General features: G+C 49.2%; 22 protein-coding genes. 11 read left to right on the top strand and 11 right to left on the bottom strand.

Annotated features, from left to right (window positions below; translation table 11 throughout):
* Positions 1-4: 4 nt before the first annotated feature.
* The 7 genes from rplW to rpsL all read right to left on the bottom strand — a co-directional run bounded on the left by rplW (position 5) and on the right by rpsL (position 5,621).
* Positions 5-292 (bottom strand): 50S ribosomal protein L23, encoded by a 288-nt coding sequence (gene rplW / locus ACTJJJ_RS11935; protein ID WP_015813790.1) that lies wholly within the window; start codon positions 290-292, stop codon positions 5-7.
* Positions 293-294: 2 nt separating this feature from the next.
* Positions 295-924 carry a 50S ribosomal protein L4 gene (gene rplD / locus ACTJJJ_RS11930; RefSeq protein ID WP_426295895.1) on the bottom strand — a complete coding sequence of 210 codons (630 nt, stop codon included), beginning with the start codon at positions 922-924 and terminating at the stop codon, positions 295-297.
* 4 nt (positions 925-928) lie between these two features.
* On the bottom strand, positions 929-1,549 hold the full coding sequence (rplC, locus tag ACTJJJ_RS11925) for a 50S ribosomal protein L3 (RefSeq protein ID WP_188934918.1): 621 nt from the start codon (positions 1,547-1,549) through the stop codon (positions 929-931).
* Between the two features lie 284 nt (positions 1,550-1,833).
* The gene (gene rpsJ / locus ACTJJJ_RS11920) at positions 1,834-2,139 is read right to left on the bottom strand and encodes a 30S ribosomal protein S10 (RefSeq protein WP_015813787.1); all 306 of its coding nucleotides are present in this window, start codon (positions 2,137-2,139) and stop codon (positions 1,834-1,836) included.
* 134 nt (positions 2,140-2,273) lie between these two features.
* The gene (gene fusA / locus ACTJJJ_RS11915) at positions 2,274-4,394 is read right to left on the bottom strand and encodes an elongation factor G (protein WP_188934920.1); all 2,121 of its coding nucleotides are present in this window, start codon (positions 4,392-4,394) and stop codon (positions 2,274-2,276) included.
* Positions 4,395-4,620: 226 nt separating this feature from the next.
* Positions 4,621-5,088 (bottom strand): 30S ribosomal protein S7, encoded by a 468-nt coding sequence (gene rpsG / locus ACTJJJ_RS11910; RefSeq protein ID WP_019941733.1) that lies wholly within the window; start codon positions 5,086-5,088, stop codon positions 4,621-4,623.
* Between the two features lie 119 nt (positions 5,089-5,207).
* Positions 5,208-5,621 carry a 30S ribosomal protein S12 gene (gene rpsL / locus ACTJJJ_RS11905; RefSeq protein ID WP_026350530.1) on the bottom strand — a complete coding sequence of 138 codons (414 nt, stop codon included), beginning with the start codon at positions 5,619-5,621 and terminating at the stop codon, positions 5,208-5,210.
* A 357-nt stretch (positions 5,622-5,978) separates the two neighbouring features.
* On the opposite strand from rpsL, the gene ACTJJJ_RS11900 reads away from it, so the two are divergent.
* The 8 genes from ACTJJJ_RS11900 to ACTJJJ_RS11865 all read left to right on the top strand — a co-directional run bounded on the left by ACTJJJ_RS11900 (position 5,979) and on the right by ACTJJJ_RS11865 (position 16,012).
* Complete coding sequence (locus tag ACTJJJ_RS11900) at positions 5,979-7,946, top strand: OmpA family protein (RefSeq protein WP_440701909.1); 1,968 nt, start codon at positions 5,979-5,981, stop codon at positions 7,944-7,946.
* Positions 7,947-8,056: 110 nt separating this feature from the next.
* Positions 8,057-9,238 carry a deoxyribodipyrimidine photo-lyase gene (locus tag ACTJJJ_RS11895; RefSeq protein ID WP_440701908.1) on the top strand — a complete coding sequence of 394 codons (1,182 nt, stop codon included), beginning with the start codon at positions 8,057-8,059 and terminating at the stop codon, positions 9,236-9,238.
* A 117-nt stretch (positions 9,239-9,355) separates the two neighbouring features.
* Positions 9,356-9,937 (top strand): LemA family protein, encoded by a 582-nt coding sequence (locus tag ACTJJJ_RS11890; protein WP_188934924.1) that lies wholly within the window; start codon positions 9,356-9,358, stop codon positions 9,935-9,937.
* Between the two features lie 66 nt (positions 9,938-10,003).
* A complete protein-coding gene (locus ACTJJJ_RS11885) occupies positions 10,004-10,447 on the top strand; it encodes a TPM domain-containing protein (RefSeq protein ID WP_188934927.1) in 444 nt (147 codons plus the stop codon).
* Between the two features lie 3 nt (positions 10,448-10,450).
* Positions 10,451-11,230, top strand: coding sequence for a TPM domain-containing protein (locus ACTJJJ_RS11880; protein ID WP_188934929.1), 780 nt, complete (start codon positions 10,451-10,453; stop codon positions 11,228-11,230).
* Positions 11,231-11,376: 146 nt separating this feature from the next.
* Positions 11,377-12,285, top strand: coding sequence for a hypothetical protein (locus ACTJJJ_RS11875; protein ID WP_188934931.1), 909 nt, complete (start codon positions 11,377-11,379; stop codon positions 12,283-12,285).
* Between the two features lie 157 nt (positions 12,286-12,442).
* Positions 12,443-13,936 (top strand): peptide MFS transporter, encoded by a 1,494-nt coding sequence (locus ACTJJJ_RS11870; RefSeq protein WP_188934933.1) that lies wholly within the window; start codon positions 12,443-12,445, stop codon positions 13,934-13,936.
* Between the two features lie 36 nt (positions 13,937-13,972).
* Positions 13,973-16,012 carry a M13 family metallopeptidase gene (locus ACTJJJ_RS11865; RefSeq protein WP_440701907.1) on the top strand — a complete coding sequence of 680 codons (2,040 nt, stop codon included), beginning with the start codon at positions 13,973-13,975 and terminating at the stop codon, positions 16,010-16,012.
* 56 nt (positions 16,013-16,068) lie between these two features.
* On the opposite strand, the gene ACTJJJ_RS11860 is transcribed toward ACTJJJ_RS11865, so the two are convergent.
* The 4 genes from ACTJJJ_RS11860 to ACTJJJ_RS11845 are packed head-to-tail and all read right to left on the bottom strand — an operon-like array spanning position 16,069 to position 22,006.
* Positions 16,069-17,229 (bottom strand): AraC family transcriptional regulator, encoded by a 1,161-nt coding sequence (locus ACTJJJ_RS11860; protein WP_188934937.1) that lies wholly within the window; start codon positions 17,227-17,229, stop codon positions 16,069-16,071.
* 18 nt (positions 17,230-17,247) lie between these two features.
* Positions 17,248-18,504: a sugar MFS transporter gene (locus ACTJJJ_RS11855; protein WP_426292768.1), complete on the bottom strand. Its 1,257-nt coding sequence runs from the start codon at positions 18,502-18,504 to the stop codon at positions 17,248-17,250.
* Between the two features lie 21 nt (positions 18,505-18,525).
* Entirely contained in the window at positions 18,526-19,356 is an 831-nt protein-coding gene (locus ACTJJJ_RS11850) for an ROK family protein (protein ID WP_188934941.1), read from the bottom strand.
* A gap of 46 nt (positions 19,357-19,402) precedes the next feature.
* The gene (locus ACTJJJ_RS11845; protein WP_440701906.1) at positions 19,403-22,006 is read right to left on the bottom strand and encodes a family 20 glycosylhydrolase; all 2,604 of its coding nucleotides are present in this window, start codon (positions 22,004-22,006) and stop codon (positions 19,403-19,405) included.
* Positions 22,007-22,194: 188 nt separating this feature from the next.
* On the opposite strand from ACTJJJ_RS11845, the gene ACTJJJ_RS11840 reads away from it, so the two are divergent.
* The 3 genes from ACTJJJ_RS11840 to ACTJJJ_RS11830 are packed head-to-tail and all read left to right on the top strand — an operon-like array spanning position 22,195 to position 26,549.
* The gene (locus ACTJJJ_RS11840) at positions 22,195-23,295 is read left to right on the top strand and encodes an acyltransferase family protein (RefSeq protein WP_440701905.1); all 1,101 of its coding nucleotides are present in this window, start codon (positions 22,195-22,197) and stop codon (positions 23,293-23,295) included.
* Between the two features lie 3 nt (positions 23,296-23,298).
* Positions 23,299-25,722 carry a hypothetical protein gene (locus ACTJJJ_RS11835; protein ID WP_440701904.1) on the top strand — a complete coding sequence of 808 codons (2,424 nt, stop codon included), beginning with the start codon at positions 23,299-23,301 and terminating at the stop codon, positions 25,720-25,722.
* A 14-nt stretch (positions 25,723-25,736) separates the two neighbouring features.
* Entirely contained in the window at positions 25,737-26,549 is an 813-nt protein-coding gene (locus ACTJJJ_RS11830) for an HpcH/HpaI aldolase family protein (protein WP_188934949.1), read from the top strand.
* The last annotated feature ends 3 nt before the right edge of the window (positions 26,550-26,552 follow it).

The raw sequence follows: 26,552 nt of genomic DNA, 5'->3' as shown, positions 1-26,552 counted from the left end.
TCAACTAGGCTTCACCGTAGATATCGATGGCTTCGCCTTCGGCTACTGTAATGATCGCCTTTTTGATAGTTGACGTTTTTCCAGTGACAAACTTACCTCCCGATGTGCGGGATTTGCTTTTACCAATGCTGCGCATGGTGTGAACACTTTCTACGGTAACCCCGAACAGTTTCTCAACAGCCTTCTTGATCTCTACCTTGTTTGCAGTAAGGGAGACTTCGAAAGCGTATTTACCTTGACCACCCTGAGCCGTTACCTTTTCGGTTATAATCGGACGTTTCAGTACACTCATTGTTATTTGTTCAATTGGGTTTCCAAAATAGAAAGAGCAGATTCACTTATCAGAAGACGGTCTGCATTCATCAGGTCATATGTATTAACCGCATCCACAGTTGTAACTTTCGCTTTCGGAATGTTACGGCTAGACAGGTATACATTGTTGTCGATCTCTGGGAGGATCAATAATGTCTTTGTATTCACAAGAGAAAGTGAATTCAATACATTCAGGAAAGACTTCGTTTTGGGAGCTTCGAAAGTGAACGCTTCCAGAACCGAAACGGCGTTAGCTTGCGCCTTAACAGAAAGTGCCGAACGGCGAGCCAATGCTTTTACTTTCTTGTTTACTTTGAAACCGTAGTCGCGTGGACGTGGACCGAAAATACGGCCACCACCTACGAACACTGGAGACTTAATGCTACCTGCACGAGCTCCGCCGGTTCCTTTTTGGCGTTTGATTTTACGTGTAGAGTGATTTACCTCTGCACGTTCTTTTGATTTGTGCGTTCCCTGACGCTGGTTAGCCAGGTAAAGCTTCACATCGAGATAGATCGCGTGCGTGCTAGGTTCAATGCCGAATACTTCCTCAGACACATTTACCTTCTTGCCGGTATCTTCTCCTTTTATATTTAATACGGACAGTTCCATCGTACTACTTCTCAATGATTAGAAATGAATTCTTCGAACCCGGTACTGAGCCACTCACTACAAGAATGTTTTGCTCAGGTATCACTTTCAGAATACGCAAATTCTGAATCTTTACACGATTGTTACCCATACGTCCACCCATACGAATGCCTTTGAATACGCGTGATGGGAATGAACAAGCACCAATCGAACCTGGGTGACGGGCTCTGTTGTGCTGACCGTGTGTCTGACCACCTACCCCGGCGAATCCGTGGCGTTTTACAACACCTTGGAAACCACGACCTTTGGCAGATCCTACAACGTCAACAAACTCGCCTTCTTCAAAGATATCCGTAACGGATAGTGAAGTTCCAAGTTCATGTTCCACTTCAAATTCCTTAAACTCAACCAATTTTTGCTTGGGAGTCGTGTTGGCTTTTTTGAAGTGGCCAATCAGAGGCTGGGAGGTGTTCTTTTCTTTCTTCTCACCAAAACCTAACTGGATAGCCTTATAGCCATCCTTTTCTTCGGACCTAACTTGTGTAACAACACAAGGACCAGCTTGGATCACAGTACATGCCAGAGCCTGCCCGTCAGCATTGTACAAACTAGTCATTCCGATTTTTTTACCAATTAAACCAGACATGTTTGAAATTTAAATTTAGCAGGTAAAACCCCCTTATTCTTTAAAACGGACTGCAAAGGTAGAAAAAACGATTTTAACATCCTAACAGCCTAAAAATATTTCTCGCTGATAATCAGCAAAAAAGGTCAGATGAACGAACATCTGACCTCATTTTCGAAGAAGCTGACTGGTTATCGGTGTAATCCTATGCCTGTCAGGCTTTTCTGAGTTCAGATGTGGTTTCCAGAGGAACCCGGACCTTCATCCAATTTAGGTGGTGGCTTAAATCAATGAGCCGGCATTAACTATACTTTGATCTCTACATCAACACCGCTTGGCAATTCAAGCTTCATTAAGGCATCTACCGTCTTAGCGCTTGTTGAGAAAATGTCTACCAGACGTTTGTAGGTACAAAGCTGGAATTGCTCTCTCGATTTCTTGTTAACGTGCGGCGAACGAAGAACAGTGAATTTCTCTGTCTTTGTAGGCAAAGGAATAGGACCGCTTACTACCGCGCCTGTTGCCTTTACTGCCTTAACGATTTTCTCGGCTGACTTGTCAACCAAGTTGTGGTCGAATGACCGAAGTTTGATACGGATCTTTTGATTCATTGTATTTGTTTGTTTCCGGTTCAGAAAATCTCGCCGGATCGCTCCGGCAGTACACCTTTGAAAGAACCATTTACTTCGCAGGCTATATCATAAAGAATGCGTTGCAGAATGGCTCCTGCAACGCATCTATTGTATTAAGCTTTAACGAGACCTTTCGCTTTCTCGATAACACCGTCAGCGATGTTATTAGGCACGATTTCGTAGTAAGCGAACGTCAGGGATGCAGTAGCACGTCCTGATGACATTGTACGAAGGTCAGTCACATAACCGAACAATTCAGAAAGAGGTACATCAGCTTTGATAACCTGTGCTCCATTGCGGGAGTCCATACCTCTCATGATACCACGACGACGGTTAAGGTCACCTGTGATAGGTCCGGTATATTCGTCAGGAGTCAGAACTTCTACGTGCATGATAGGCTCCATCAATTTCGAACCTGCGTGACGAGCAGCTTCTTTGAAACCGATCTTGGCAGCCAATTCGAAAGAGAGTGAATCTGAATCGACATCGTGGAATGAACCATGGAACAAACGCACTTTCATCGAATCCAAAGGATATCCTGCAAGCGCACCGTTGATCATAGCAGCTTCGAAACCTTTCTGAACAGGAGCGATGAATTCGCGAGGGATAGCACCACCCACAACTTCGTTCACAAACTGCAAACCTTGTTTCGGCTCTTTTCCTTCCTCGTTGTCGTCGCGTGGCCCGATTTCGAATACGATATCGGCGAATTTACCACGACCACCCGTTTGTTTCTTGTAAACCTCGCGGTGTTCGAAGTTCTTGGTAAGGATCTCTTTGTAAGCAACCTGAGGAGCTCCCTGGTTTACTTCCACTTTGAACTCACGACGCATACGGTCGATGATGATTTCAAGGTGAAGCTCACCCATACCTTTGATGATCGTCTGACCAGTCTCTTCGTTAGATTCAACCTGGAGTGTCGGATCTTCTTCAATCAGTTTGGTGATCGCTTTCGAGAAGTTATCGCTGTCAGCAGCTTTCTTAGGCTCGATAGCGTAACCGATTACCGGCTCTGGGAATACCATTGATTCGAGAACGATCGGTGATTTTTCCTCAGAAAGAGTATCTCCTGTTTTGATATCCTTGAAACCTACTACCGCACCAATATCACCTGCTTCAAGCCTGTCAATCTGATTTTGCTTGTTAGCGTGCATTTGGAAAATCCGGGAGATACGCTCTTTGTTTCCTGAACGGTTGTTCAATACATAAGAACCTGATTCCAGTACACCCGAGTAAGAACGGATGAAGCAAAGACGACCTACATAAGGGTCAGTTGCGATTTTGAATGCCAATGCACAGAAAGGATCTTTTTCAGATGGCTGACGGCTGATCTCATTACCTGTACGTGGATCTGTTCCGATAATGCTTTCACGATCCAATGGTGAAGGCAAAATAGCCATCACGTAATCAAGCATAGTCTGAACTCCTTTATTTTTGAAAGAAGAACCACAAACCATAGGAACGATCTTCATGCTGATAGTTGCAGCGCGCAATGCAGCAAGAATTTCATCTTCAGAGATCGAGTTAGGATCTTCAAAATACTTCTCCATCAAAGTATCGTCGAACTCGGCCACAGCTTCAAGCAATTTCTCTCTCCACTCGGTAGCTTCTTCCAGCATATCGTCAGGAATAGGCACCTCAGTGAAAGTCATGCCTTTATCAGCTTCGTTCCACTCGATACCACGGAAGTTAACGAGGTCAACTACACCGCGGAAAGTATCTTCTGCACCGATAGGCAATTGAAGAGGTACAGCGTAGCTGCCCAACATCTCTTTAACCTGAGTACAAACTTTCAGAAAGTCTGCACCTGAGCGGTCCATTTTGTTTACGAAACCGATACGGGCAACATTATAGTTGTTAGCCAGACGCCAGTTTGTTTCAGACTGAGGCTCAACACCATCTACTGCACTGAAAAGGAACACAAGACCATCCAATACACGAAGAGAACGGTTCACTTCAACGGTGAAGTCAACGTGTCCAGGAGTATCGATGATGTTGATGTGGTATTTTTCGTCGCGGTAGTTCCAGTTAACTGTCGTAGCAGCGGATGTAATAGTGATACCACGCTCCTGCTCCTGCTCCATCCAGTCCATCGTAGCAGCACCATCGTGCACCTCTCCGATTTTGTGGCTAACCCCTGCGTAGTAAAGGATACGCTCCGTTGTCGTTGTTTTACCTGCATCGATGTGCGCGGCAATACCAATGTTTCTTGTTAATCTTAAATCACGTGCCATGACAGATGGTGATGTGTTTTTATATATTCAAAGTGCAATTCTGTGCGAAGCTGTTTGAATTTTTCTCTCAGCGCAAAACGCTGGTTTTCAAAATTCAGAGCGCAAAAGTATAAATTGTTGATTATAAAAACAATTAAGGAAAAGTTATTTTTCTAAAAACCTCAAAATAAAAAATCGGGAACCCGGATAAACCAGGCTCCCGACCATTCTATTTCTGCGCTCCTGACTAGAAACGGAAGTGCGAGAACGCTTTGTTGGCATCTGCCATACGGTGCGTATCGTCTTTCTTCTTCACAGCAGCACCTTCACCTTTCGCAGCAGCGATAATTTCGCCGGCCAGACGGTCAACCATTGTCTTTTCACCACGCTTGCGGGAATAGTTGATCAACCATTTCATGCCCAGTGACTGCTTGCGCTCAGGACGAACTTCGGTAGGAACCTGGAAAGTAGCACCACCCACGCGACGGCTCTTAACCTCAACGGAAGGAGTTACGTTGTTCAATGCTTTTTTCCATGTTTCCAGGCCATTTTCGCTGGTTTTTTTCTCAACCAGTTCCAATGCATCGTAGAAAATAGTAAAAGCAATGCTTTTCTTTCCTTCGTACATCAGGTTGTTAACGAATTTGGTAACCTGGACGTCCCTGAACTTCGGATCAGGAAGGATATATCTTTTCTTTGGTTTCGACTTTCTCATTTTGTCTTAATGTTTTAACGAGGTTTCGTTTTGCAACTTATTCACCCTGGGGTAATTACCAGGATTACTTCCCTTTTATAAGAATTGAATTACTTAATAAAAGCAGAGAGAGTTACTTTTTATTTTTTCTTACCTTTTACTGGTGCTGCCGGAGCTTGTCCTGGTTTCGGACGCTTCGCACCATATTTAGAACGACGTTGTTTACGGCCGTTCACACCTGCGGTATCCAGTGCACCACGGATAATGTGGTAACGAACACCTGGCAAATCCTTCACACGACCACCGCGGATCAATACGATCGAGTGCTCTTGCAGGTTGTGGCCTTCACCTGGGATGTAGGCATTCACCTCCTTGTTGTTCGACAGACGAACACGGGCTACTTTACGAAGCGCCGAGTTTGGCTTCTTAGGCGTAGTAGTGTACACCCGGGTGCACACGCCCCTGCGCTGAGGGCATGAATCCAAAGCCGGAGACTTGGATTTCCATGTAATGGTCTCTCTACCTTTACGGACTAATTGTGAAATAGTAGGCATTTAACAATTTGATTTTGATTCGGTTACCTAACCGATCGTTTGTTATATAAACACTTTTCCCGAAAAATCGGACTGCAAAAGTAATAAACCATCCTTGATTTACAAACCGTTAACAACTTTTTTTGTACCATTACCACCATTCTGCAAAGTAGGTTGTCAAGAAATGCGCAGGAGGAGTCAGATTCAAATAAAATTCTTCCTATCTAGTATCCTGAATTTTATTTCCAATCGTTGTTTATTAGTATTGTTTTTCAGAAACCCAGTGTGCGCGTCGAATCGTTTGATTTTATACTCTACATTATGAAACTTTTCCGGAGTTACTTTACTCTCATAGTTTGTTTTGCAATCTGTTTATACTTGTCCGGCTGCAACTCGGCGATGCAGGCATATAAAGACGGCCAAAAGAAATTTGCGAACGGAGAATACGACCTCGCCATCAAAGGTTTCCAGAAAGCCGCCGAAGCCAATATCGAGCCGGTGCAGACGAGCTACCTGATCGCGGAGTCCTATCGCCTTTCGAACCGCTTCAAAGAAGCTGTCCCCTACTACAAAAAAGCCATAGACGGTGGCATTACCAATGCAGATGCGCGTTTTCAATATGCTTACGCACTGAAAACAACCGGCGACTATGCCGACGCGTCAGCCCAATTTTCCGAATTCGCCAAAGGCCAAAACGTTCCGCAGAACTTGCAGGAAAGGGCATTGCGCGAAGTCGAGATCATCCGCATTGCCGATCGTTTGAAAGCAACCAAAATGGAGGTCGAGCTGAAAGACCTTCCGCTGAACACGGCCGGTGCCGAGTTCGCACCGACGGTACTGGGCAACGAACTGGTTTTCTCTTCTTCCAAAAAAGAGAAGATTTACACCAACAATGGCCAACCGATGTTGGGACTTTACAAAATCAATATCGCCTCGGATCCCGGTAACACGCAAGGAAATCCCGTATTGTTCAGCCAGGAAGTTTTTGCGCCGGAAGCCCACGACGCCTCGCCCGCATTCTCACCCGACGGAAAAACGCTCGTTTTTGCCAGAAGTAATACCGGTAAGAAAAAAGATAAATCGCCGGATGTAGACCTTTACATGAGCCGCAATGTAAGCGGCCAATGGACGGCCCCGGCAATACTTCCTATTAATGATTCCCTCGCCTGGGATGGCTCGCCCGCATTCTCTCGCGACGGCAAAACGCTCTATTTCGCATCCAACCGCGCTGGTGGCGTAGGCGGGATCGATATTTACCGCACCAATATCGATGCGTCCGGCCGGTTTAGCCGCCCGGTGAATATGGGTAAGGACATCAATACGGTCGGAGACGACATGTTTCCTTATGTAGCGGAAGGCGGAAAGCTCTACTTTGCTTCCGACGGCCATCCCGGTCTTGGCAAACTCGATCTTTTTTCAGCAACGAGAACACAGGGTGTGATCACGATCGAAAACATGGGCCTGCCCTTCAATAGCCCGCAAGACGACTTTGGATTGGTATTCTATCAAAACCTGAAAAAAGGATTCTTTGCTTCGAACCGCGACGGCGGCAAAGGCGACGACGACATTTACTACTTCGCCGCACCGGAAGAAGAGGACACGACCACCGTCGCAAAACATAACGACCCGAACGATCCGCTTAATCCGAACAACCCGAACTTCATCAATGGCAAACGGAAAGTAGTCCGCTACTTCCTTGCCGGAACCGTTCTCGCAAATGGCGAAACGCCTATCCCGATCGATTCGGCGGTGGTACACATCCTGCCCGACACCTCGGATACGCAAATCGCCGAGTTCCCGACTGCGAAAGATGGCAAGTTTGGCAAGCAGCCGGTGGAAGAAGGCAAAGCGTATCAATTGCTGGTTCAGCGTAAAGGCTATATCAGCAAGCGGGAGCCGTTCTCAATGTCGGGGCGCAACATTCCGCCGATTTTCCTGACTAAAGAACTGACCGATACCACGTTCAATGTGACCATCAAACTCGACAAGCTGGAACTGAACAAGACATTCGTACTGGAAAATATCTATTACGATTTGAACAAATACAATATCCGCCCCGATGCAGCAGTGGAGCTGGATAAATTGGTGCAAATCCTGAAAGATAACCCGACAATGACTATCGAGCTCAGCTCACATACGGATGCCCGCGCAACCGATGCCTATAACATGACGCTCTCGCAAAACCGCGCCGAATCCGCGGTGGCTTACCTAAACTCCAAAGGCATTGAAGCCGACAGGATGGAAGCCAAGGGTTACGGCGAAAGAGAGCTCATCGTTCCGAATGCCAAAACAGAGGAAGAGCACCAGCGCAACCGCCGCACGGAATTCACGATCCTGAGCTATTGATTTACCAAATCTTAGGGAAGCCCGCTGCGAACCGATCAGTTTCGCAGCGGGCTTTTTCTTATAATTGCATTTCTTAACATTTCCCAAAGAGTACTTATCAGTTTGCATTAATGGCCCGACGCATAATCTATTGGTTCAGGAATGATTTAAGGTTAAAGGACAACCAGGCACTTTTTTCAGCCGTGGATGCCGCCGATGAAATCCTTCCCGTATATGTTTTTGATCCCCGTCAATTTGAAAAAACAAAGCTTGGTTTCCGTAGAACGGGTGCATTACGGGCACGTTTTCTAATCGAGGCAGTTGCCGAGCTCCGTGAAAATATCCGGCAAAAAGGCGGCGACCTGCTCATTCGCATTGGAAAGCCCGAAGAGATCGTCGCCAAGCTCGCGGAAAATTATAATGCCGATTATGTTTACACGAGTAAAGAAATTGCACCGCAGGAAACCCGCATTGAATCATCCCTGAGTAAAAACCTCAAAACCGCGAATGTCGACATCAGGCTATTTTGGATGGACACAATGATCAACGCATTCGACCTGCCATTCCCGGTATCCAAATTGCCGACCGGCTTTCCGGAGTTTGAGCGCCTGCTGAGCAACGACCTCAAAATAAAGGAACAATTCCAGACGCCGGAGAGGGTTCCGTTACCCGCCGACATGGAAGCAGGGTACATTCCCGGATTACCTGAACTCGGCATCGACCCGAATGAAATACCGGTGGCCTCATCACCCGGCGGAGAGATACATGCGCTGGCTGCGTTGAAGGAATATATTGAGCAATACGTAAAAAAGGACATCTCCTACCCTACCGCAGAGCCGCTCACCGACACCCGGCTTTCCGACTGGCTTTCGCTCGGCTGTATTTCGGCTTCTTACATCTATCGGAGTGTAAAAACCGCCCAATCGCACGCTGTGACGGAAGATGCCATCATCACTAACCTGCTGAAACGGGAATACCTGCATTGGACATTGCTCCGGTTTGGCCCAAGGATGTTCAAGCCTAGCGGCGTGAAACACCATTTCAACCGTCGCTGGAAGAATGATAACGCAGCATTTGAGAAGTGGATAAATGGACAGACGGATGACCAAATAATAAATAATATTATCCAAAAGCTCACTGCTACCGGCTTCATTACTGCTGCGGAACGCGAGGCCGCCGCGCGGTACCTGGTCGATGAACTGGATATTAACTGGACATGGGGCGCGATGTATTTTGAAAGCCTGCTGCTTGACTACGAAGCATCCGTCAACTGGGGCCGCTGGAACACCCTGGCCGGTGTCGGCGAAGATTGATCCGGTACAAATGGGGCAATATCGTCTTGGGAGACCGGCTATGTAGATTTTCTAACAGATTTTGCTAGCTTTGGTCAACTTTGAATCACATTCAATAACTCTAAACTGAATATTAAAATGTCAAAAGGACTCATTGCAGTTATCGTCGTTGTTCTGATTCTCGGATTCGTTGGCTGCGGTAAATATAATGGCCTCGTGCAAAAAGATGAGGTAGTAAAAGAATCATGGGCCGGCGTGGAAAGCCAGTACCAGCGCCGCGCCGACCTTATCCCCAACCTGGTAAATACCGTTAAAGGTGCTGCCGATTTTGAAAAAAGTACATTGACGGCGGTAATCGAAGCGCGTAGCAAAGCGACACAAACTACGATCAGCGCCGATCAGCTTACCCCTGAAAATATCGCCAAATTCCAGGCGGCACAGGATCAGCTAAGCGGTTCACTGTCTCGCCTGCTTGTATCGGTTGAACAATATCCTAATCTGAAAGCCAATCAGAACTTCCTCGAACTGCAGGCCCAGCTCGAAGGCACTGAAAACCGGATCAGCGTGGAACGCGGCAAGTTCAATACGGTCGTAAAGGATTACAACCAGGAGGTCCGCACATTCCCGACCAACCTTTTCGCCGGGGTATTCGGCTTCTCCCAAAAAGGTTATTTCACGGCCGCACCGGGTTCAGATAAAGCGCCAAGCGTACAATTCTAAGTTTCGCGCCGGGCTTGTGAAGAGCCCGGCGCAATGTTTTTAACCCTATCCATCTCAACCGGGCTCATGGCAACCGAATCCCTATTTTTCACCGACGAAGAGCAGCAAGACATTATTGAGGCAATTCAGGAAGCGGAAAAACAGACTTCCGGAGAAGTGAAAGTGCATATAGAGAAGAAATGCCCTACGTCGGATGTCATGGAGCGGGCCAAGGAAGTTTTCCTGTTTTTAAACCTGCACCAAACCGCCGAACGCAACGGGGTACTGTTTTACCTCGCATACGAAGACCGGAAGTTTGCCGTATTGGGCGACCAGGGGATCGATGCGAAAGTAAGCTCCGATTTTTGGGACAGTACCAAAGAGCTCTTACGCAAACATTTCAGGGCTGGAGAGTTTAAAGAAGGTCTTCGCCATGGCATTCAGGAAGCTGGGCTACAATTAAAAAAACACTTCCCCTACCAGTCCGGCGACATCAACGAACTTCCGGATGATATTTCGTTCGGCCAATAAACTATGAAGCAATTCATCATTTACCTACTGCTTGCCGTAGCGGCAATAGCCGGTGTGCAGGCACAGGATATTCCTCCCAAGCCCAATCCGCCAAGGCTCGTCAACGACCTTGCCAACCAGCTTAACCCATCGGAAGAGGCGCAGTTGGAACAGAAGCTGGTCGCCTACAACGACTCGACTTCTTCGCAGATTGTGATCGTAATCGTTCCCACATTGGGCGACTACCCCATTGCCGACTATGCGTTCAAACTCGGTACAGAATGGGGTGTGGGCCAAAAGGGCAAAAACAATGGTATCGTATTGCTCTGGGCGCCAAAGGAAAGAAAGATTTTCATCGCAACCGGTTACGGCCTCGAAGGTGCAATACCCGACGCTATCGCGAAACGCATCGTTTCTCAGGTAATCACCCCGCAGTTCAAGGCCGGGCAGTTTTACCAGGGCCTGAGCGACGGCGTAGATATGATATTCAAATACGCGACGGGCGAATACAAGGCCGATCCGAAGCAGGACAGCGGCGAAGGCGATGGCTTTCCTCCCATACTGATTTTCGTGATCATATTTATCGTTATCCTCATATTCATATTTCGCAATAGAGGTGGCGGAGGAGGTAATCGCGGCTACCGCGACAGTGGCATTCCACCTATATTCTTCCCTTACACCACGCATTCGGGTCGCGGGAGTTCCTCAGGTAACTGGGGCGGCTTCGGCGGAGGCGATGGCGGTGGTTTCGGAGGCTTTGGAGGAGGTAGCTTTGGCGGCGGCGGCGCCGGAGGTGATTATTAGTATTTCAAACAAACCGATATTCGAAAGCGGATGGAAGCATGGTCTTCCGTCCGCTTTTTGCTTGAAGCCATTTACAACGTATAGTCGTGGCATGCTTTTTTGTACATTAACCATAAACTTTATTACCAAAACCTAAACAAAGTTTTATGGAAAGGAAAAACAATACCGGTCTGGTCGTAGGATTGATCCTGATGACCATTCTTGCCGCAGTGTTCGGATACCTATATTATAAAGAACACAACATCACACAAAAGCAGGAAACCGACCTCACCGCCAGGGTTAATGAACTGGCAACCTCCGAAATCAAGCTGGATTCTATCTCCAAACAACTCGATGCACGCATTCTCGAGGTACAGGGGCTTGGCGGCGATGTTGCCGAACTGCAAAAAGTGAAAGCATCACTCGAAAGTGACCGGGCAGCATTGCGCAAAGGCAATGCGTCTATGGGCCGGAAAATCAAGGAATATGAGGAATTTCTCGTCAAAAAGGACACCGAAATCGCTCAGCTTCGGGAAGAAAACCAGCAGTTGATCAGCCAGAACGAGGGCCTTACCCAGGAAAAGAACGAACTGCAAACCAGTCGCCAGGCTGTGCGTGATTCGCTCAGCGGGGTGGTTGCCCAAAAGACCGAACTGGAATCGAAAGTAACGATGGCCGCCGCATTGCGTGCACGTAGTGTGAAGGTTTACGCGGTATCGTCCAAAGGCAAGGTGCGTGAAGGCGAAAATGTGAAGTCCAAAAGAGTCGATAAGGTACGCGTGGATTTCATTCTCGAAAAGAACCCGCTTACCGCTACCGACGATAAAACCATTTATTTGCGTATTATCGACCCAAGTGGCGCTACCATTTCGGACACTAAAACCGGTTCCGGTGTATTCCAGTATAACGGACAGGAACAGGGCTATACCATCAGCAAGGATATTACCTATTCCAACAACAACCAGGATGTAAGTATCCTCTACGACCGCGACGCACCCTTTACGTCGGGCAAGTACACGATCGAACTCTATTCCGAAGGCTTTTCGATCGGCGAAGGCTCATTCTCCGTTAAATAATCCGTTCGTCAAACCGTTTATTTCAAGCGGTAGCAGTCCTTACAAACTGCTACCGCTTTTATTTTTATGATTGATTGATATTTACCCATAATTCCTATCTTGCACGATAAAAACATCTGTTTACAACCCCAAAAACCAAATAAAACACTTCTCTTCTATGTCTTCACAGATTTCCCAAAAACACCCCAAAGGACTGTATGTCTTGTTCTTTGCCGAAATGTGGGAACGTTTCAGCTACTACGGTATGCGGGCCATTCTTCTGCTTTTTCTACTCGATAATATCAAAGGTGGAATGGGACTGAGTGCAGCCGAAGGCACAGCCATTTACGGACTTTATACTGCTTCCGTTTATTTGCTCACACTGCCCGGTGGCTGGTTGGCCGACAATATTCTGGGCCAGAAAAAAGCCATCTGGTACGGGGGGATCGTTATTATGCTGGGGCACCTTATCCTGGCCATACCAGCCGGATCGGTCATATTCTTTCTGGGACTTTGCACCGTAGCCATCGGCACGGGGCTTTTAAAGCCAAATATCAGCTCCATCGTGGGTGAGTTGTATCCCGAAGGTGGGGCCCGGCGCGACGCGGCGTTTTCAATCTTCTATATGGGTATCAACCTGGGATCGTTCCTCGGCATCGCCATTGTGGGTTACCTGGGTGAAAAGGTTAGCTGGCATATGGGCTTCGGTGCGGCAGCTGTCGGTATGTTACTTGGCCTGATCGTATTCCGGTACGGCAGTGCTACTCACCTGAAAGGGCTCGGAGACGTTCCGGCTGCGAAGGAACCCGGCGAAGAAGCCATCGCAACGGCATCGGGCAACAACAAACTGCTCGGTTACGGATTGATCGCATTGCTGGTGATATTCCTCATTGTGCTGCAAACCACGGGTACCATTAATATGACTACCGCGCAGGGCCTCGCGCAGGGCGCGGGTATCATTATCGTCTCCATTTCTGCTGCCTACTTCCTGTTCATACTCGTTGCGGGCGGGCTTACGCGCGTGGAAAAATACCGCGTGGGCGTGTTGATTATTCTCTTTCTGGCCATAGCATTATTCTGGGCCGGATATGAGCAGGCGGGCACATCGCTGCAGATCTTCGCCGAGCGCCATACCCAACGGATGATTGGCGGGTGGGAAGTGCCATCCAGCTGGTTCCAGAACTTCCAGCCTACTTTTGTATTGATTTTTGCACCTGTGCTGGCAAGTCTCTGGATATCGCTTTCTTCCAAAAACCGCAACCCTTCCATTCCGGTCAAATTCGCGATGGGTTTGATATTGTTGGGTTTGAGCTTTTTCGTAATGGTTGCAGCTTCGAACATCGCGGTGAAAGGGGAGCTGGCTTCGCCGTTTTTCCTCACATTTACCTACTTCCTGCACACGATCGGCGAGCTTTGCGTGAGCCCTGTCGGGTTGAGTTCCTATACCAAACTGGCACCCAAGCGTTATGTGAGCCAGCTGATGGGTATCTGGTTTGTGGGAGCGTCGCTGGGTAACCTCATTGCCGGGCTCTTCGCAGGTGGTTTCGATGAATCGAATATCCTGCAAATGCCGGCGCTGTTCAACCAGGTGGCCATTATCACAACCGTCTTCGGTCTGATACTACTCGCATTCTGGAAACCGATCAAGGGTTGGATGGGTGGCATTCACTAATCATTTTATATACTTCAAAAACAAATACATCACAAAATGAAATCAGCCGCATTCCGTGTAGCCGCTCTGGCCCTAGTAGTGAGCCTGGCAGGATGTAAAAAAGAAAAGGAAGAAACCGACACCTCCAAAGTACCCGGCTTCGATGTAAGCTCCCTCGACTCGGCAGCCAAGGCGTGCGACGATTTCGATGCTTACGCCAACGGCGGCTGGAAAAAGAAAAATCCGATTCCAGGCACCGAAAGCCGCTGGGGTGCATTTGGGATTCTCGATAAGGAGAACAAGGAAGTTCGTCTCAAAGGCATTATTGAAGAGATCACCAAAGTTCAGGACCGCAAGAAAGGTACCGAAGAGCAGCAGATCGCCGATTATTACCAGTCGTTTCTCGATACTGCGACGGTTGAGAAACGTGCACTGGAACCTTTGAAGCCCTATCTCGACAAAATCAATGCGGTGGCTTCGCTGAAAGACCTCGCGGCTGTAACCGGCGAAATGCAGAAGGTAGGCGTTGAAACCGTGATCGGCTTTGGCGTGGAAGGCGATTTGCGAAACAGCAAGGTCAATATCCTTTACCAGGGCCAGGGCGGGCTCAGCCTCGGCGAGCGGAGCTATTACGATCGCACCGACTCCAGCACCGTGAAGGTACGCGGCGAGTTCGTAAAGCACATCGACAAGATGTTCTCGATGGCCAGCTTTCCCGATGCAAACCCCGGCCAGACGATACTCGACTTCGAAACCAAAGTAGCGAAGTTGCAACTGACCAACGTCGAGCTACGCGACCCGGTGAAAACCTACAACAAAATGGCTTTCGCCGATTTCGAAAAACTGATCCCGGACTTCGATCAAAAGGCATTTGCAGACAAGCAGAACGTAAAAACCGACACGGTGATCGTTCAAAACAAACCCTATTTGCAAAACCTGAACAAACTCCTCAAAGCGACGCCGATTGCTACTTTGAAATTGTATACCAAATGGCAATTGCTCTCGCGCTTTGCGGGTTACCTGCCCAAGAAGTTCGATCAGGAGGACTTCCGGTTTTTCTCGACGGTAATGCGCGGTACCAAGCAGCAAAAAGGGCGTGTGGAGCGCGCCATCCGCTCAACCGATGGTTTGCTGGGTATGCCGCTAGGTAAGCTGTTTGTAAAGAAATACTTCCCGGAAGAGGACAAGAAAAAGGTTTCGGAAATGATTGAGAACGTTCGTACAGTATACGGCGAACGCATCGATAAGCTGACCTGGATGAGTGATTCGACCAAGACTAAAGCACATAAAAAGCTCAAAGCATTTACTTATAAAATCGGCTATCCCGACAAATGGAAGGATTACTCCACCATCGAGATCGCGCCGGACAAGCTGTTTGAGAATGTGATCTCTGCCTCATTGTTCGCGCACAAGGAAAGTGTCGAGAAGATCGGCAAGGAAGTTGACAAGAAGGAATGGCTCATGACGCCGCAGACTGTGAATGCCTATTACAACCCGCTGAACAACGAGGTGGTATTCCCCGCTGGCATCCTGCAACCGCCCTTCTATAACCGCAACGCCGACGATGCGATCAATTATGGCGGCATTATCGCTGTGATCGGCCATGAATTCACCCACGGTTTCGACGATCAGGGTTCACAGTTCGATGATGAAGGTAACCTCAAAAACTGGTGGACGGCTTCGGATCGCGCCAATTTCGATAAACTGACCAAACGCTATATCGACTATTTCAGTGGCATCGAAGCATTACCAGGCTTCAAGATCAACGGTGCATTGACCATCGGCGAAAACGTTGCCGACCTCGGCGGCCTGACATTGGCCTATTATGCTTTGGAAAAATCATTCAACGGCAAGGAACCGGCACCAATCGACGGATTTACCTGGAAGCAGCGCTTCTTCCTCGGCTGGGCACAGGTTTGGCATATGAACACCACCGACGAAGCTTTGCGCAACCAGGTGCAGACAGACCCGCATTCACCCGCCCGCGACCGTATCAACGGCCCTCTGCCGCATTTGAAGGAATTCCAGGCGGCATGGACCTGTGGAGCCGGAAGCAAAATGATATTGCCCGATTCATCCCGGATTGTGATCTGGTAAGAAGTCGAGCAAATCTGACTAAATTGTCAGCCTGGTTAGATTTAGCACGACACTTTTCATTTCCCCGCCAAATACTTGTTCCGATAAGCACTCGGACTACACCCCTTAGCCTGCCTGAATTGGCGGGCTATATTTTTGCTATCTCCCAGCCCCATATCCAGCGCAATTTCAAACACCGACATGTCGGTATCGAGCAGTTTCTGCGTGAATTTCTCGATGCGCAGGTTAAAAATGTATTTGTAGATCGGATAACCCGTAATTTCCAGAAAACGCTTTTCCAACGCCCTGCGTGAAAGCGGTACTTGCTTCACCACTTCATCTACGTGCAGGTTTTTATCGATGTTCTGGTGGATGTATTTCAATGAGGAAGCAATGTGGTCATCGTTGGTAGCATAAATGTCCGTCGAATGCCGGGTGATGACCTGCGTCGGCTTTACTACCACATCATAATATTCGGCAGTGCCGTGTTTGATCATGTGATCCAACAGTTTTGCGGCATCGTAACCACCCTTTTCCACATCCAAAGCAATGCTTGAAAGCGGCGGATCGGACAAGTCACAGATCATTTCATCATTATCCACACCCAGCACCGCCACTTCCTCGGGTATGCGTATACCCACGTGCCTGCACGCCTCCGTAATGTGCTGGCCCTGGTTATCGTCGCAAGTCATGAGCCCGATCGGTTTGGGCAGCGATTTCAGCCAGCGGCTCAGCGAGCTGGGTTTGTAATACCAAAGCTCCGTTGAACGCGCTTTTTTATGCTCGAAGTAATGTACTTTATGGCCTTTCTTCCGCAAATGCTCCTCGAAACCTTCTGCGCGCTCGCGTGACCACACGATGTCGTTGAAGCCGTAGAATGCGAAGTTGGTAAAACCCTTTTTTAGAAAGTAATCCGCGCCCATTTGCCCCGCCTCGTGGTAGGCACCGGTAATGTTGGGAATCTCGGTGAAACGTTCCTTGAAGTCCTGCGCAATGACTGGGATACCTGCCCGGACGATCTTATCGATCTCCTTATTGTATAGCTGTCCGACAATCCCGTCGGCGCCCCATTCCAATGCCCACTTCAGGATGCCGTCGATACCAATCGTTTCGCGGTGGAAAAGCGGCATCCGGCAGAAAATCCAGGGACCAAACTCTTTAGAATACGCATTGATCCCCTTCATCAGGCTTTTGCTGTATTCTTCGGCAAAATCTAGGAGGAGGATGATTTTGTGCATAAATAGGAAGGAGAAGTATTAACCCAGCTTGAATAGCTCTTTCAGGCTCGAAACGGTTTCGTTGTTGACCAGCGGTTTGGCCCATAAGCCGATGCTGAGGATGTATCCGAGCGGGATCAGCAGGAAAAGCATTGCAAACTGCAACCCTACCAACTCTCCCAGCCCGCCGACGATCAGCGGCACTACCGCGCCGCCCGCGATACCCGCGCACAGAATACCGGAGAAGGTCCCGTGATGTTTCGGCACTGAATTTAAAGCAAGCGAAAATATCACCGAATACATGACGGAAGCAAAAAAACCCGTCAGCGGGAAGGCCACCAAAGCGATCTCTTTCGACCCGAACAATGCCATCAACAGCGATACGATACCTCCGCAAGTGAAGAAGACCAGCACCTTCCGGCTATCAAGGATTTTTAATAATATCAATCCAAGGAAACAACCAACCGTGAGCAGGCCCCAGAAATAGGATATTACGGAGGCTCCCGTAGTAGCCGGATCTACCTCATGATAGGTTTGCAGGAACTGTGAAATCCAGTTGGCAATGCCCTGCTCGGTTCCTACGTAGGCAAATATGCCCAGGAAAAACAGCCATACCAGCTTGTTCTTCGCCAATTCACCGAACGACTTCCCGACATCGATCCGCTCGTCTTCCAACAATTCCACTTTCGGAAACTTCACCACCGCGATTACCGCTACCATTGCCAGCGCGATCACCGCGAAAACCCAGTAAAGCGACACCCATTTTAAATTATCTGGTACCAATCCGTTCAAAATATCGATTAAAAAATTGGAAGTTTTCGAATGGACATTCAATACTAAATAGCTGTAAAGCAATGGACTCAGAAACGATGCCGCGCCAAAAAACAGCTGCGCCAGCACGGAATAGAATGCAAACTTCTCTTCTCCACCCGAAACCCTCAATAATGGATTTATGACCACCTGCAAAATGGCCATTCCAATGCCGATCAGGAACAATGAAGACAGCGCTATCGAAAAGCTGGGAACCAACGCAAATAGTAGCGCCCCGCCAAATGCCAAAAGGAACGCCCCGATCAGCATAATCTTTTCACCGAACTTTTCCACCATAAGTCCCGCCGGGATCGACATGACGCCGTACGCGACGAAGAATGCAAAAGGCAGAAATCCCGCCAGACCAATGCTCAAATCGAAACTCTTGACAATATCGGGAATAATCGGACCCAGGATGTTGGTCAGGAAGGAAATGACAAAGAAGATCAGGAAGATCAGGACTACGATGAAAATGTTCCTTTGCATGAAGGGCGTGGTTTTGTTACATTAATTGTCGAGCAATGCCGCTGCACCCAGCAATGCGATATTTTCGTTTTCAGACACCAGCAGTGTCAGCTTTTTCAGAGACTCGGGATAGGCAAAGTCTTGGATGCTTTCCAGCATACTTTCCTGGAAAAACCGGTTCGCTTTGGCAATGGAACCTCCCATGACGATCGCCTCGGGGTCGTAGGTGTACATGATAGCCTTGATAACAGCACCTAAATGCACCCCGAATTCTTCCCAAACCTCAATCGCCTCCTTGCTGCCTTTCAATGCCGCTTCATGCGCGGCAAATGCGTCGATGCCCAGGGAATCGTCGAAAAACCGGCTGCATACATAGTTTTCCAGCACCGAATCCCTATAAGGCAGCATCCCGATTTCCCCTGCCCCACAATTCCTTCCCGCGTATAAATGGTTATCGATGATAATACCTGAGCCCAGCCCCGTCCCGATGGCCATACCGATCACCGACTGGAATTTCCGCGCCAATCCGAAACGGTGCTCGCCGAGTACGAAGCAATTCACATCATTATTTACCGAAACCGGCAGATTGAACTCCTTTTCCACAATATCCCGCAATGCCACCTCTTCCCACGACGGGATGTTCAGCACATTATAAACTATGCCTTTGTTGACATCTACCACCGAAGGTACGCCTATGCCGATACCTTTGACCGGATAGGCCGTCAGGGGACGGATCACGTCCATGAGTTGGTCGAGCGTTGCCGACAGCGAATGTTTGTTGGCCAGTAATGTCTGATTTTGCCGGGTAATGTGGCCCCCCGATTCGATACCGGCACGAATGTTCGTGCCGCCGATATCTACACCAATGTTCATGGACAGAGAAGAGTTGAGCGCTGAGCTGCGTGTACGATTTGATTCGTCAACGGGCTGTTATTTCACTGCTGCGGCTCGATCGTCCGGCCAGATCGAAGCTTTTCAGTTTGACAGTGCCTGAAACCTTCACAGGGTTTTCAAAAAGCTGTGATGTTTCAGTAGGCTCGGAACCGTCGGTCGTGTAGCGGATCGCCAGGCCCGGCAGTTCCACATTCGCTTTCAGCATTCCGTTTTCTATGATCGCGCCTGGTTGAGGCAGGCGGTAATTATAGCCCCCGTTTATATACTTTAGTCTCGGCAGGTGCTTTTGGGCTATCGAGTTTGCAAAAATATTCCAGCCTTCGGCCATCATGGCTTTTCTGGCGGCATCGTCGGCCACATTTTCCCACTTTCTTTCGGCCGCCCAGGCGCTTTCAGAAAAGCCCAGCAGCTTCGGCAGGATCGAATATTCCATCATATCCCGGCCTTTGATCGTCTCACTCCAAAGCTGTGCTTCAATACCGAAAACGTTCTTGCGCGCCTCGGGCTTCATGAGCTGTTTGCCTGCAAATTCCTCCTTCATAGGCTTGCCCATCGAAGTCTCCTCCGTCGTACGGAACATATTGAATGGTGCAAACGCCCAGTTGTCGCGCGTGTCGACAAACCCGCCCCAATACAGGCCCGGCTCTTTGGGATCGTTGTTATAAGACATGTCAAAATAGAAGTTGGTAACATTGCAAAGCACCACAGGATAGCCTGCATTGGCCATGCGATTACCCAAATCGACATCATACACATTGTTCCAAACGTAGGGATATACCTGGCGCCCCACGAACTCCGGATTAGCCAGGTAGGCGCCGGTCTCTGATTTGTTTAATGCGACCTCTTCCCAACCATGTACTTTAAGGTTACGCTTTTCGAGCATAGGAAGGAGTTTCCTGAAAAAATAGGTCTGCAAATAGCGCGGCCCTTTCACCTCGGGATGCTCCTGCAATAGTTTGGCAGCCATTGGCGACTTCGTCCACACGCCATCCGCCACTTCATCGCCGCCGGTGTGGAATGTATCCATTTTCAAACCGGCCTGCTCGTACAGTTTCGCGATTTCATCCACCACTTTCACAAAGAAATTGTAGGTCGATTCCCGCGCCACACTGACCACGTTATTCTTGTAACCCTGTGCAGAAATATAGACTGACTTGTCGTCCGGGTCTATCAAACGGTATTCATTTGCTTCTTTTTCCTTACCCTCCTTCATCAACCTTTCGTACCGCGCCTCCATCGACTTGATCGCCGCCAGCGCGTGGCCGGGGAAGTTCAGTTCCGGGATGATTTTAATGTGCCGCTCGTGGGCATATTTGAGTATTTCAATGAAGTCGGCCTTGGTATAATAGCCGCTTCCGTGCTTGCCTTTCTCGTTCGCAACCGGCCCTGAGCCGTAACCCGGATGCAATGCATTCGCGTTCATGCCCGACGTGTGCTGGCGTTGCGCGCCTACCTGCGTAAGCTCCGGCAAGCCGTCGATCTCGATCCGCCATCCTTCGTCTTCCGTCGTATAGAGTAATAAGTGGTTGACCTTATAGCCTGAAAGCAGGTCGATAATTCGTTTGACCGACTCTTTCGTCTGGAAATTACGTGCTACATCCAAATGCAGGCTCCTGAACTGGAACCGCGGCGCATCCTGCACCTGCACAAATCCGAAACCAACCGAAGCCACCGGTTTCTGGTAAACGTCCGTCGGCGCAAGTTGCAAAAGGCTCTGGACGCCGTAGAAGACGCCCGCAGCATCGCTGCCTTCGATGGTAATGCCGCTTTGGTTGATATTCAGATTGTATGCTTCGCTAGAAACGCCATTCACCGCAACTTTGCCGGTTTTCAAAACGATAGCAGCCCCCTCGGAACCCTTGCCTGGTAAGCCAGCCTGGATAGGCAAGTCCGTTCCAGTCAGCGTTTTCAATTTGCTGATCAGATATTTGGCCTCATTTTCAAGGCCTTCCTGATAAAATACATTTGTTTTACCCGTGAGTGTGAATGTACCAGCGCCCGGAACCAGTTTCACAGGACTTGGGATGATCTTCAAAAGCTGCTCTTCCCCTATTTTGGTAAATCCGGCATTGGCCTTATAACGCGTTTCTGCCGTCGGAACCTCCTTCAAATCCATTTTGCCGCGCAAGATCTGCTCTTTCGTAACAAATGGCTCGATCTTGTAATCTGCGACCTGAACGATTTCTTTCTCCTTGCCTTCGTTATCATAAAACACGAAGTACAAACCCAGCGGCGCATCCGTTTCCTTAACCACGCCCTCGGTACCGGTGTAGGTAATGGTCATCGAGTCCTTCGGGCGCATGATCAAATCCTTCGCGGGCACCATTTGGTACCAGTCGCCATTGATATGCTCCACTACCGCAGGCTGCGGCGTTTTGTTCGACTGGATCGGCCGTGGCGACATGTTCCAGAACAGCTTCCAGTTAGAACCGTCCAACGTAAAATCGCTTCCGTTGCGAATCGTAAACTGCGCTTTAAACGTCCCGTCAGGTTCAGTAAAATTGCTGACGAGCTTCCACGAAACCGCAATTTTTTCGGCCTGTTCTTTGGATATGTTGCCTGATCTTTTGCAGCTTGCAAGCAGCAGGACGCCGAACAGGATCAGCGAAAGCGGGAATAGTTTCTTCATAGGGTCAAAAGGCTTGGGATGATTTTCCGGGTGTTCAAAATACAACTTCCTAATTACTGACAATTGCGCAAAATATACTAGTGCAGGGTGCAAAAAGCGTCGAGGTAAGCTGGTTATAAATGATTTTCTATCGTATACAGTAGTACGCCTGACCGCTCTTTCCGTACATAACCCTATAAACGGTTGATATGGAAAACGCTTCGGGCTCATTGTCTAGATTGCTTTCGTTGGATGCAATGCGTGGTTTTACGATTGCGGCGATGATCATGGTTAATTTCCCCGGGCATGAGGATTTTGTGTTCCCCACGCTCAGGCATACCCAATGGAACGGGCTTACTTTCACCGATCTGATCGCACCCACATTCCTTTTTATCGTAGGCGTTTCGATTACATTGGCTTATTCGAGGAAGCTCGATGCGCCAAAAGGGGAGTTGTATCGTAAGATTGTCATCCGCTCGCTGAAAATATTTGCCGTCGGCATGTTCCTTAATATGCTGCCCGACTTTAACTTTTCCGACCTGCGTTATACCGGGACGCTCCACCGGATCGCGATCGTGTTCCTCGTGTGTGCGATCCTGTTTTTGAATACTACCTGGAAACAGCAGCTCGGTATCGCCGTCGCCATTCTCGTGCTCTACTGGCTTGCATTGACGACCATCCCTACGCCAGGAATTGGCAAGGTCATGCTCGAACCCGGCTTAAACCTGGCTGCCTGGGTTGATGAGCATTATTTACCAGGTAAAATGTGGCGGGGAAATTGGGACCCGGAAGGAATTCTGAGCACGTTCCCATCCATTGCAACCACCATTACCGGAATGCTCGCGGGCAGGCTAATGCTTCAACCCATTTCACCGAACGAGAAAAGCAATTTCCTGCTAACCGCCGGCTTTGCTACTGCCGCATTGGGCTACTTCTGGAACCTGGTTTTCCCAACCAACGAAAACCTGTGGACAAGCTCGTTCGTACTCGTGACTTCGGGCTTTGCCTCCATGTTGCTCGGTGCATTGTATTTCCTGATTGACATTCGCGGCAACACCACCGGCATTAAACCGGGCATCATTTTCGGGGCCAATGCCATCGCCGCTTACGTGCTGGCGGATATTCTCGCATTGGTATTTTATATAATGCCCATAGCCGGAGATACGATAAACCACCATGCCGTAGCCGCTTTGTCGCAAACGGGAATGGACCCACGTCTTGCCAGCATGCTTTACGCACTCATTTTTGTGTGTATTAATTTTATTCCGGCTTACGTACTCTACAAAAAACGGATTTTCATCAAGCTCTGACCTATGCGTTACGGAACACCTCTGCGTTTTTTAATACTGCTCCTTCTGACCCTCAGGAGTGGCATTGCATTCCCACAATCCATTGATCTATCCAAAAGCCAGATATTCAGCCCGACCGACAAAGCTACGTTGCTCAGAAGTATCGAAGTTCTTCAGAATGAGGTTGAAAAGCGGACGGGACTCAGGCTGCCGGTCGCGAAAAAGATGCCAAAAAGCGGAGGAGTAATTTTGATTGTCCAGGAAAACGACCTGGGCAAATTGCCGGAGCCGTACAGGAAAGCGATTGCCGCCCTGCCGGAAACAAAGAGCGAGGGCTTCAAACTGACAACCGCCGGACAGCCTAATACGATCATTATAGCCGGAAAAGACGCGCGGGGGATTCTGTATGGCATCGGTCGTCTGCTGCGGAAAGCGGAAATGACACCGGGAAAATTCGGAATAAACAACCAGGTAAGCCTTAGTACCAGTCCGAAATACCCCATGCGCGGCCACCAGCTCGGTTACCGTCCTAAAACCAACGCTTACGATGCATTCACGGTCGCCGGGTTCGACCAATACATCCGCGAACTGACCTTGTTTGGCGCGAATACCATTGAAATACTTCCACCGCGCACCGACGACGACCCGACCAGCCGGCATATGAAAATACCGGCTGCGCAGATGATTGTGGAGCAATCCCGCATTTGTAAGTCATATGGGCTCGATGTCTCGATCTGGTATCCGAATATGGGTAAAAACTACGTCCACCCCGACTCCATTGCGAAAGAGCTGGCAGAACGCGATCAGGTATTTGCCAGCTTGCCCAGGCTCGACGGCGTGTTCGTACCGGCAGGCGACCCCGGCGAACTGGAACCGGACGTACTTTTCGCATGGCTGGAAAAGGAAGCGGCAGTTTTACAGAAATACCATCCCAAAGCTAAAATCTGGGTTTCGCCGCAGGTATTCCGCCCCACTCAGAAATGGTTTGATGCGTTTTTTAGCCATGCCAATAAGGAATACAGCTGGTTTGGCGGGGTGGTGTTCGGGCCGTGGGTGAAAATCCCCGTCGGGAAGATCAGGGAAATGCTCAAACCGACCATCCCGATACGGCATTATCCCGACATTACGCATAACTACTCCGCACAATACCCCGTGCCGCACTGGGACCTTGCCTGGGCGATGACGCTCGGGCGCGAGAGCATCAATCCGCGGCCATTTGATGAAAAAGCCATTCACAATGCATTAGACCAATATGGCATTGGGAGCGTAAGCTACTCGGAAGGTACCAACGATGACGTTAACAAATTTGTCTGGAGCGACCAGGACTGGGACCCGGAAATGCCGGTTATGGAAACCTTGCGCGATTATTCCAGGTTGTTTTTCGGTCCTGAATATAAAGAAGCGGGCGTGCAGGCTCTCGTGGACCTTGAAAAAAACTGGCGCGGTGAAGTGCTGACAAACGAAGGCATCGACATTACCCTCCGCCAATGGCAATCCATGGAAAAGAGCGCGCCATTGAAATTACTCCAAAACCCTCGTTTTCAAATGGGGTTGATCAGGGCGTATTTTGATGCATATACCCGCCAGCGGCTTGTTTACGAAACAGAACTGGAACAGCATGCCTGCCGGACGCTTGCCTCGGCGGCAACAATCGGGAGCGTCAAAGCGATGCGTGAAGCCGAAACCTCGCTCGCAAAGGCATGGAAAGAACCGATATTGCCCGATTACCAACAGAAATGCTATTCGCTGGCCGATTCTTTGTACAAAAGCATTGGCGCCCAACTTACCATGAAAAAGCACGGCGCGATGTCGGGCAGGGGCAATTTTATCGACCTGATCAACATGCCGCTCAACGACGCACCTTTTTTGCTGGATCAGTTCAAAAGGATTGAACAGCTGGGTAGCGAAGCGGCTATGCTGCGGGAAATTGATCAGCTGCTGCATCGTACAGACCCAGGCCCGGGCGGGTTTTACGACCATTTCGGCGATCCTGAAAGCTGGTACCGCGTTGTGCCGAACCTGCCCTGGGAAGAAGATCCGGGGAGTTTACAATCGCCTCGCATCGGTTTTGGGGTCGGCCTGATCGGTGAAGAGTGGGTGGACGAGATCCAGGCTACCGGTTTCAAAGGGCAAGTCACACCGCGTGCCTGGATGAAGCAGGCTAAAACGCTTTACGACCAGCCGTTGCGTATTCGTTACGACAACCTCGACCCCGACGCCACTTACCGCATCCGCATTTCTTACACCGGGCGTTTCCGCTCGCGTATGAAAATGACAACGGACAACGGTCAGACCATCCACGATTTTATCCAAACCGGCGAACAGCCCACATTTGAATTCAATGTGCCGAAAACCGCTACTACTGACGGGAAGGTAATATTTGAGTGGAGTTGCGGCGAAGGTGAACGCGGCTCGCAGGTGACGGAAATATGGTTGATGAAACAATAACCAAAGATCTCGCAATGGAATCCACATTACTTGAAAAACTGAAAAACGGGGGAAACGTATACGGCACCTGCATTACCTCCACCGGCCCGATGTGGCCTGCTGCTGTTAAAAGAACGGGTGTCGATTTTGTATTTCTGGATACCGAACATGTACCGTTGGGCAGAACAGAACTGGCTGCTTTGTGCCAGCAATTCCGTCATCTGGGCATTACACCCATTGTCCGCATTCCCTGTCCGGATCCTTACCTCGCCTGCCAGGCTATCGATGCGGGTGCCAAAGGCATTGTGGCCCCCTATCTCGAATCGGTGACGCAGATTAGAGAGCTCGTGGGTGCTACCAAATACCGCCCGCTGAAAGGCGAGGTGTTGGAGAATTACCTCAGCGGAGCTTTGCCGATGCCCCAAAATTTGCAGGATTATGTAGCGAAATACAATGCGGGGAATATTTGCATTGCCAATATTGAAAGCGTTCCGGCGATGGACAAGCTGGATGCACTGCTGTCGGTACCCGGCCTGGATGCCGTTTTCATCGGCCCGCACGACTTATCGGTAAGTCTTGGCTTGCCGGAGCAGTACGACCATCCGGAGTTTGAAAAAGCGGTTTCTTACATCATCCGCACCACGCGTGCCAAGGGATTGGCGATCGGCATCCACTTTTCGCTGGAACCGGAACGGCAGATCCAGTGGATGAAAGAAGGCGCGAATATCGTCGTGCATAGCTTCGACGTGGCGCTTTTCACCCAAAAACTGAATGCAGATTTCGATATAATAAGAACGGCAGCGGGAGATGCCCCTGCTGCCAAAAGTAACAATGCGATGGTAGTATAGATC

The sequence above is a fragment of the Dyadobacter sp. 22481 genome (assembly GCF_052044875.1).
In the GTDB taxonomy this organism is placed as follows: domain Bacteria; phylum Bacteroidota; class Bacteroidia; order Cytophagales; family Spirosomataceae; genus Dyadobacter; species Dyadobacter endophyticus.
The sequence above is the reverse complement of the archived record's forward strand: the minus strand, read 5'-3'. Positions and strand labels throughout refer to the sequence as shown.

Excerpts from the sequence above, each read along its gene's own strand:
- ACTJJJ_RS11880 (WP_188934929.1), top strand. The coding sequence starts at position 10,451 with ATGAAGCAATTCATCATTTACCTACTGCTTGCCGTAGCGGCAATAGCC.
- rpsJ (WP_015813787.1), bottom strand. The coding sequence starts at position 2,139 with ATGAATCAAAAGATCCGTATCAAACTTCGGTCATTCGACCACAACTTG.
- ACTJJJ_RS11890 (WP_188934924.1), top strand. The coding sequence starts at position 9,356 with ATGTCAAAAGGACTCATTGCAGTTATCGTCGTTGTTCTGATTCTCGGA.
- ACTJJJ_RS11870 (WP_188934933.1), top strand. The coding sequence starts at position 12,443 with ATGTCTTCACAGATTTCCCAAAAACACCCCAAAGGACTGTATGTCTTG.
- rplC (WP_188934918.1), bottom strand. The coding sequence starts at position 1,549 with ATGTCTGGTTTAATTGGTAAAAAAATCGGAATGACTAGTTTGTACAAT.
- rpsG (WP_019941733.1), bottom strand. The coding sequence starts at position 5,088 with ATGAGAAAGTCGAAACCAAAGAAAAGATATATCCTTCCTGATCCGAAG.
- ACTJJJ_RS11875 (WP_188934931.1), top strand. The coding sequence starts at position 11,377 with ATGGAAAGGAAAAACAATACCGGTCTGGTCGTAGGATTGATCCTGATG.
- ACTJJJ_RS11850 (WP_188934941.1), bottom strand. The coding sequence starts at position 19,356 with ATGAACATTGGTGTAGATATCGGCGGCACGAACATTCGTGCCGGTATC.
- fusA (WP_188934920.1), bottom strand. The coding sequence starts at position 4,394 with ATGGCACGTGATTTAAGATTAACAAGAAACATTGGTATTGCCGCGCAC.
- rplD (WP_426295895.1), bottom strand. The coding sequence starts at position 924 with ATGGAACTGTCCGTATTAAATATAAAAGGAGAAGATACCGGCAAGAAG.
- ACTJJJ_RS11840 (WP_440701905.1), top strand. The coding sequence starts at position 22,195 with ATGGAAAACGCTTCGGGCTCATTGTCTAGATTGCTTTCGTTGGATGCA.
- ACTJJJ_RS11895 (WP_440701908.1), top strand. The coding sequence starts at position 8,057 with ATGGCCCGACGCATAATCTATTGGTTCAGGAATGATTTAAGGTTAAAG.
- ACTJJJ_RS11830 (WP_188934949.1), top strand. The coding sequence starts at position 25,737 with ATGGAATCCACATTACTTGAAAAACTGAAAAACGGGGGAAACGTATAC.
- ACTJJJ_RS11885 (WP_188934927.1), top strand. The coding sequence starts at position 10,004 with ATGGCAACCGAATCCCTATTTTTCACCGACGAAGAGCAGCAAGACATT.
- ACTJJJ_RS11835 (WP_440701904.1), top strand. The coding sequence starts at position 23,299 with ATGCGTTACGGAACACCTCTGCGTTTTTTAATACTGCTCCTTCTGACC.
- ACTJJJ_RS11845 (WP_440701906.1), bottom strand. The coding sequence starts at position 22,006 with ATGAAGAAACTATTCCCGCTTTCGCTGATCCTGTTCGGCGTCCTGCTG.
- ACTJJJ_RS11865 (WP_440701907.1), top strand. The coding sequence starts at position 13,973 with ATGAAATCAGCCGCATTCCGTGTAGCCGCTCTGGCCCTAGTAGTGAGC.
- ACTJJJ_RS11860 (WP_188934937.1), bottom strand. The coding sequence starts at position 17,229 with ATGCACAAAATCATCCTCCTCCTAGATTTTGCCGAAGAATACAGCAAA.
- rplW (WP_015813790.1), bottom strand. The coding sequence starts at position 292 with ATGAGTGTACTGAAACGTCCGATTATAACCGAAAAGGTAACGGCTCAG.
- rpsL (WP_026350530.1), bottom strand. The coding sequence starts at position 5,621 with ATGCCTACTATTTCACAATTAGTCCGTAAAGGTAGAGAGACCATTACA.
- ACTJJJ_RS11855 (WP_426292768.1), bottom strand. The coding sequence starts at position 18,504 with ATGCAAAGGAACATTTTCATCGTAGTCCTGATCTTCCTGATCTTCTTT.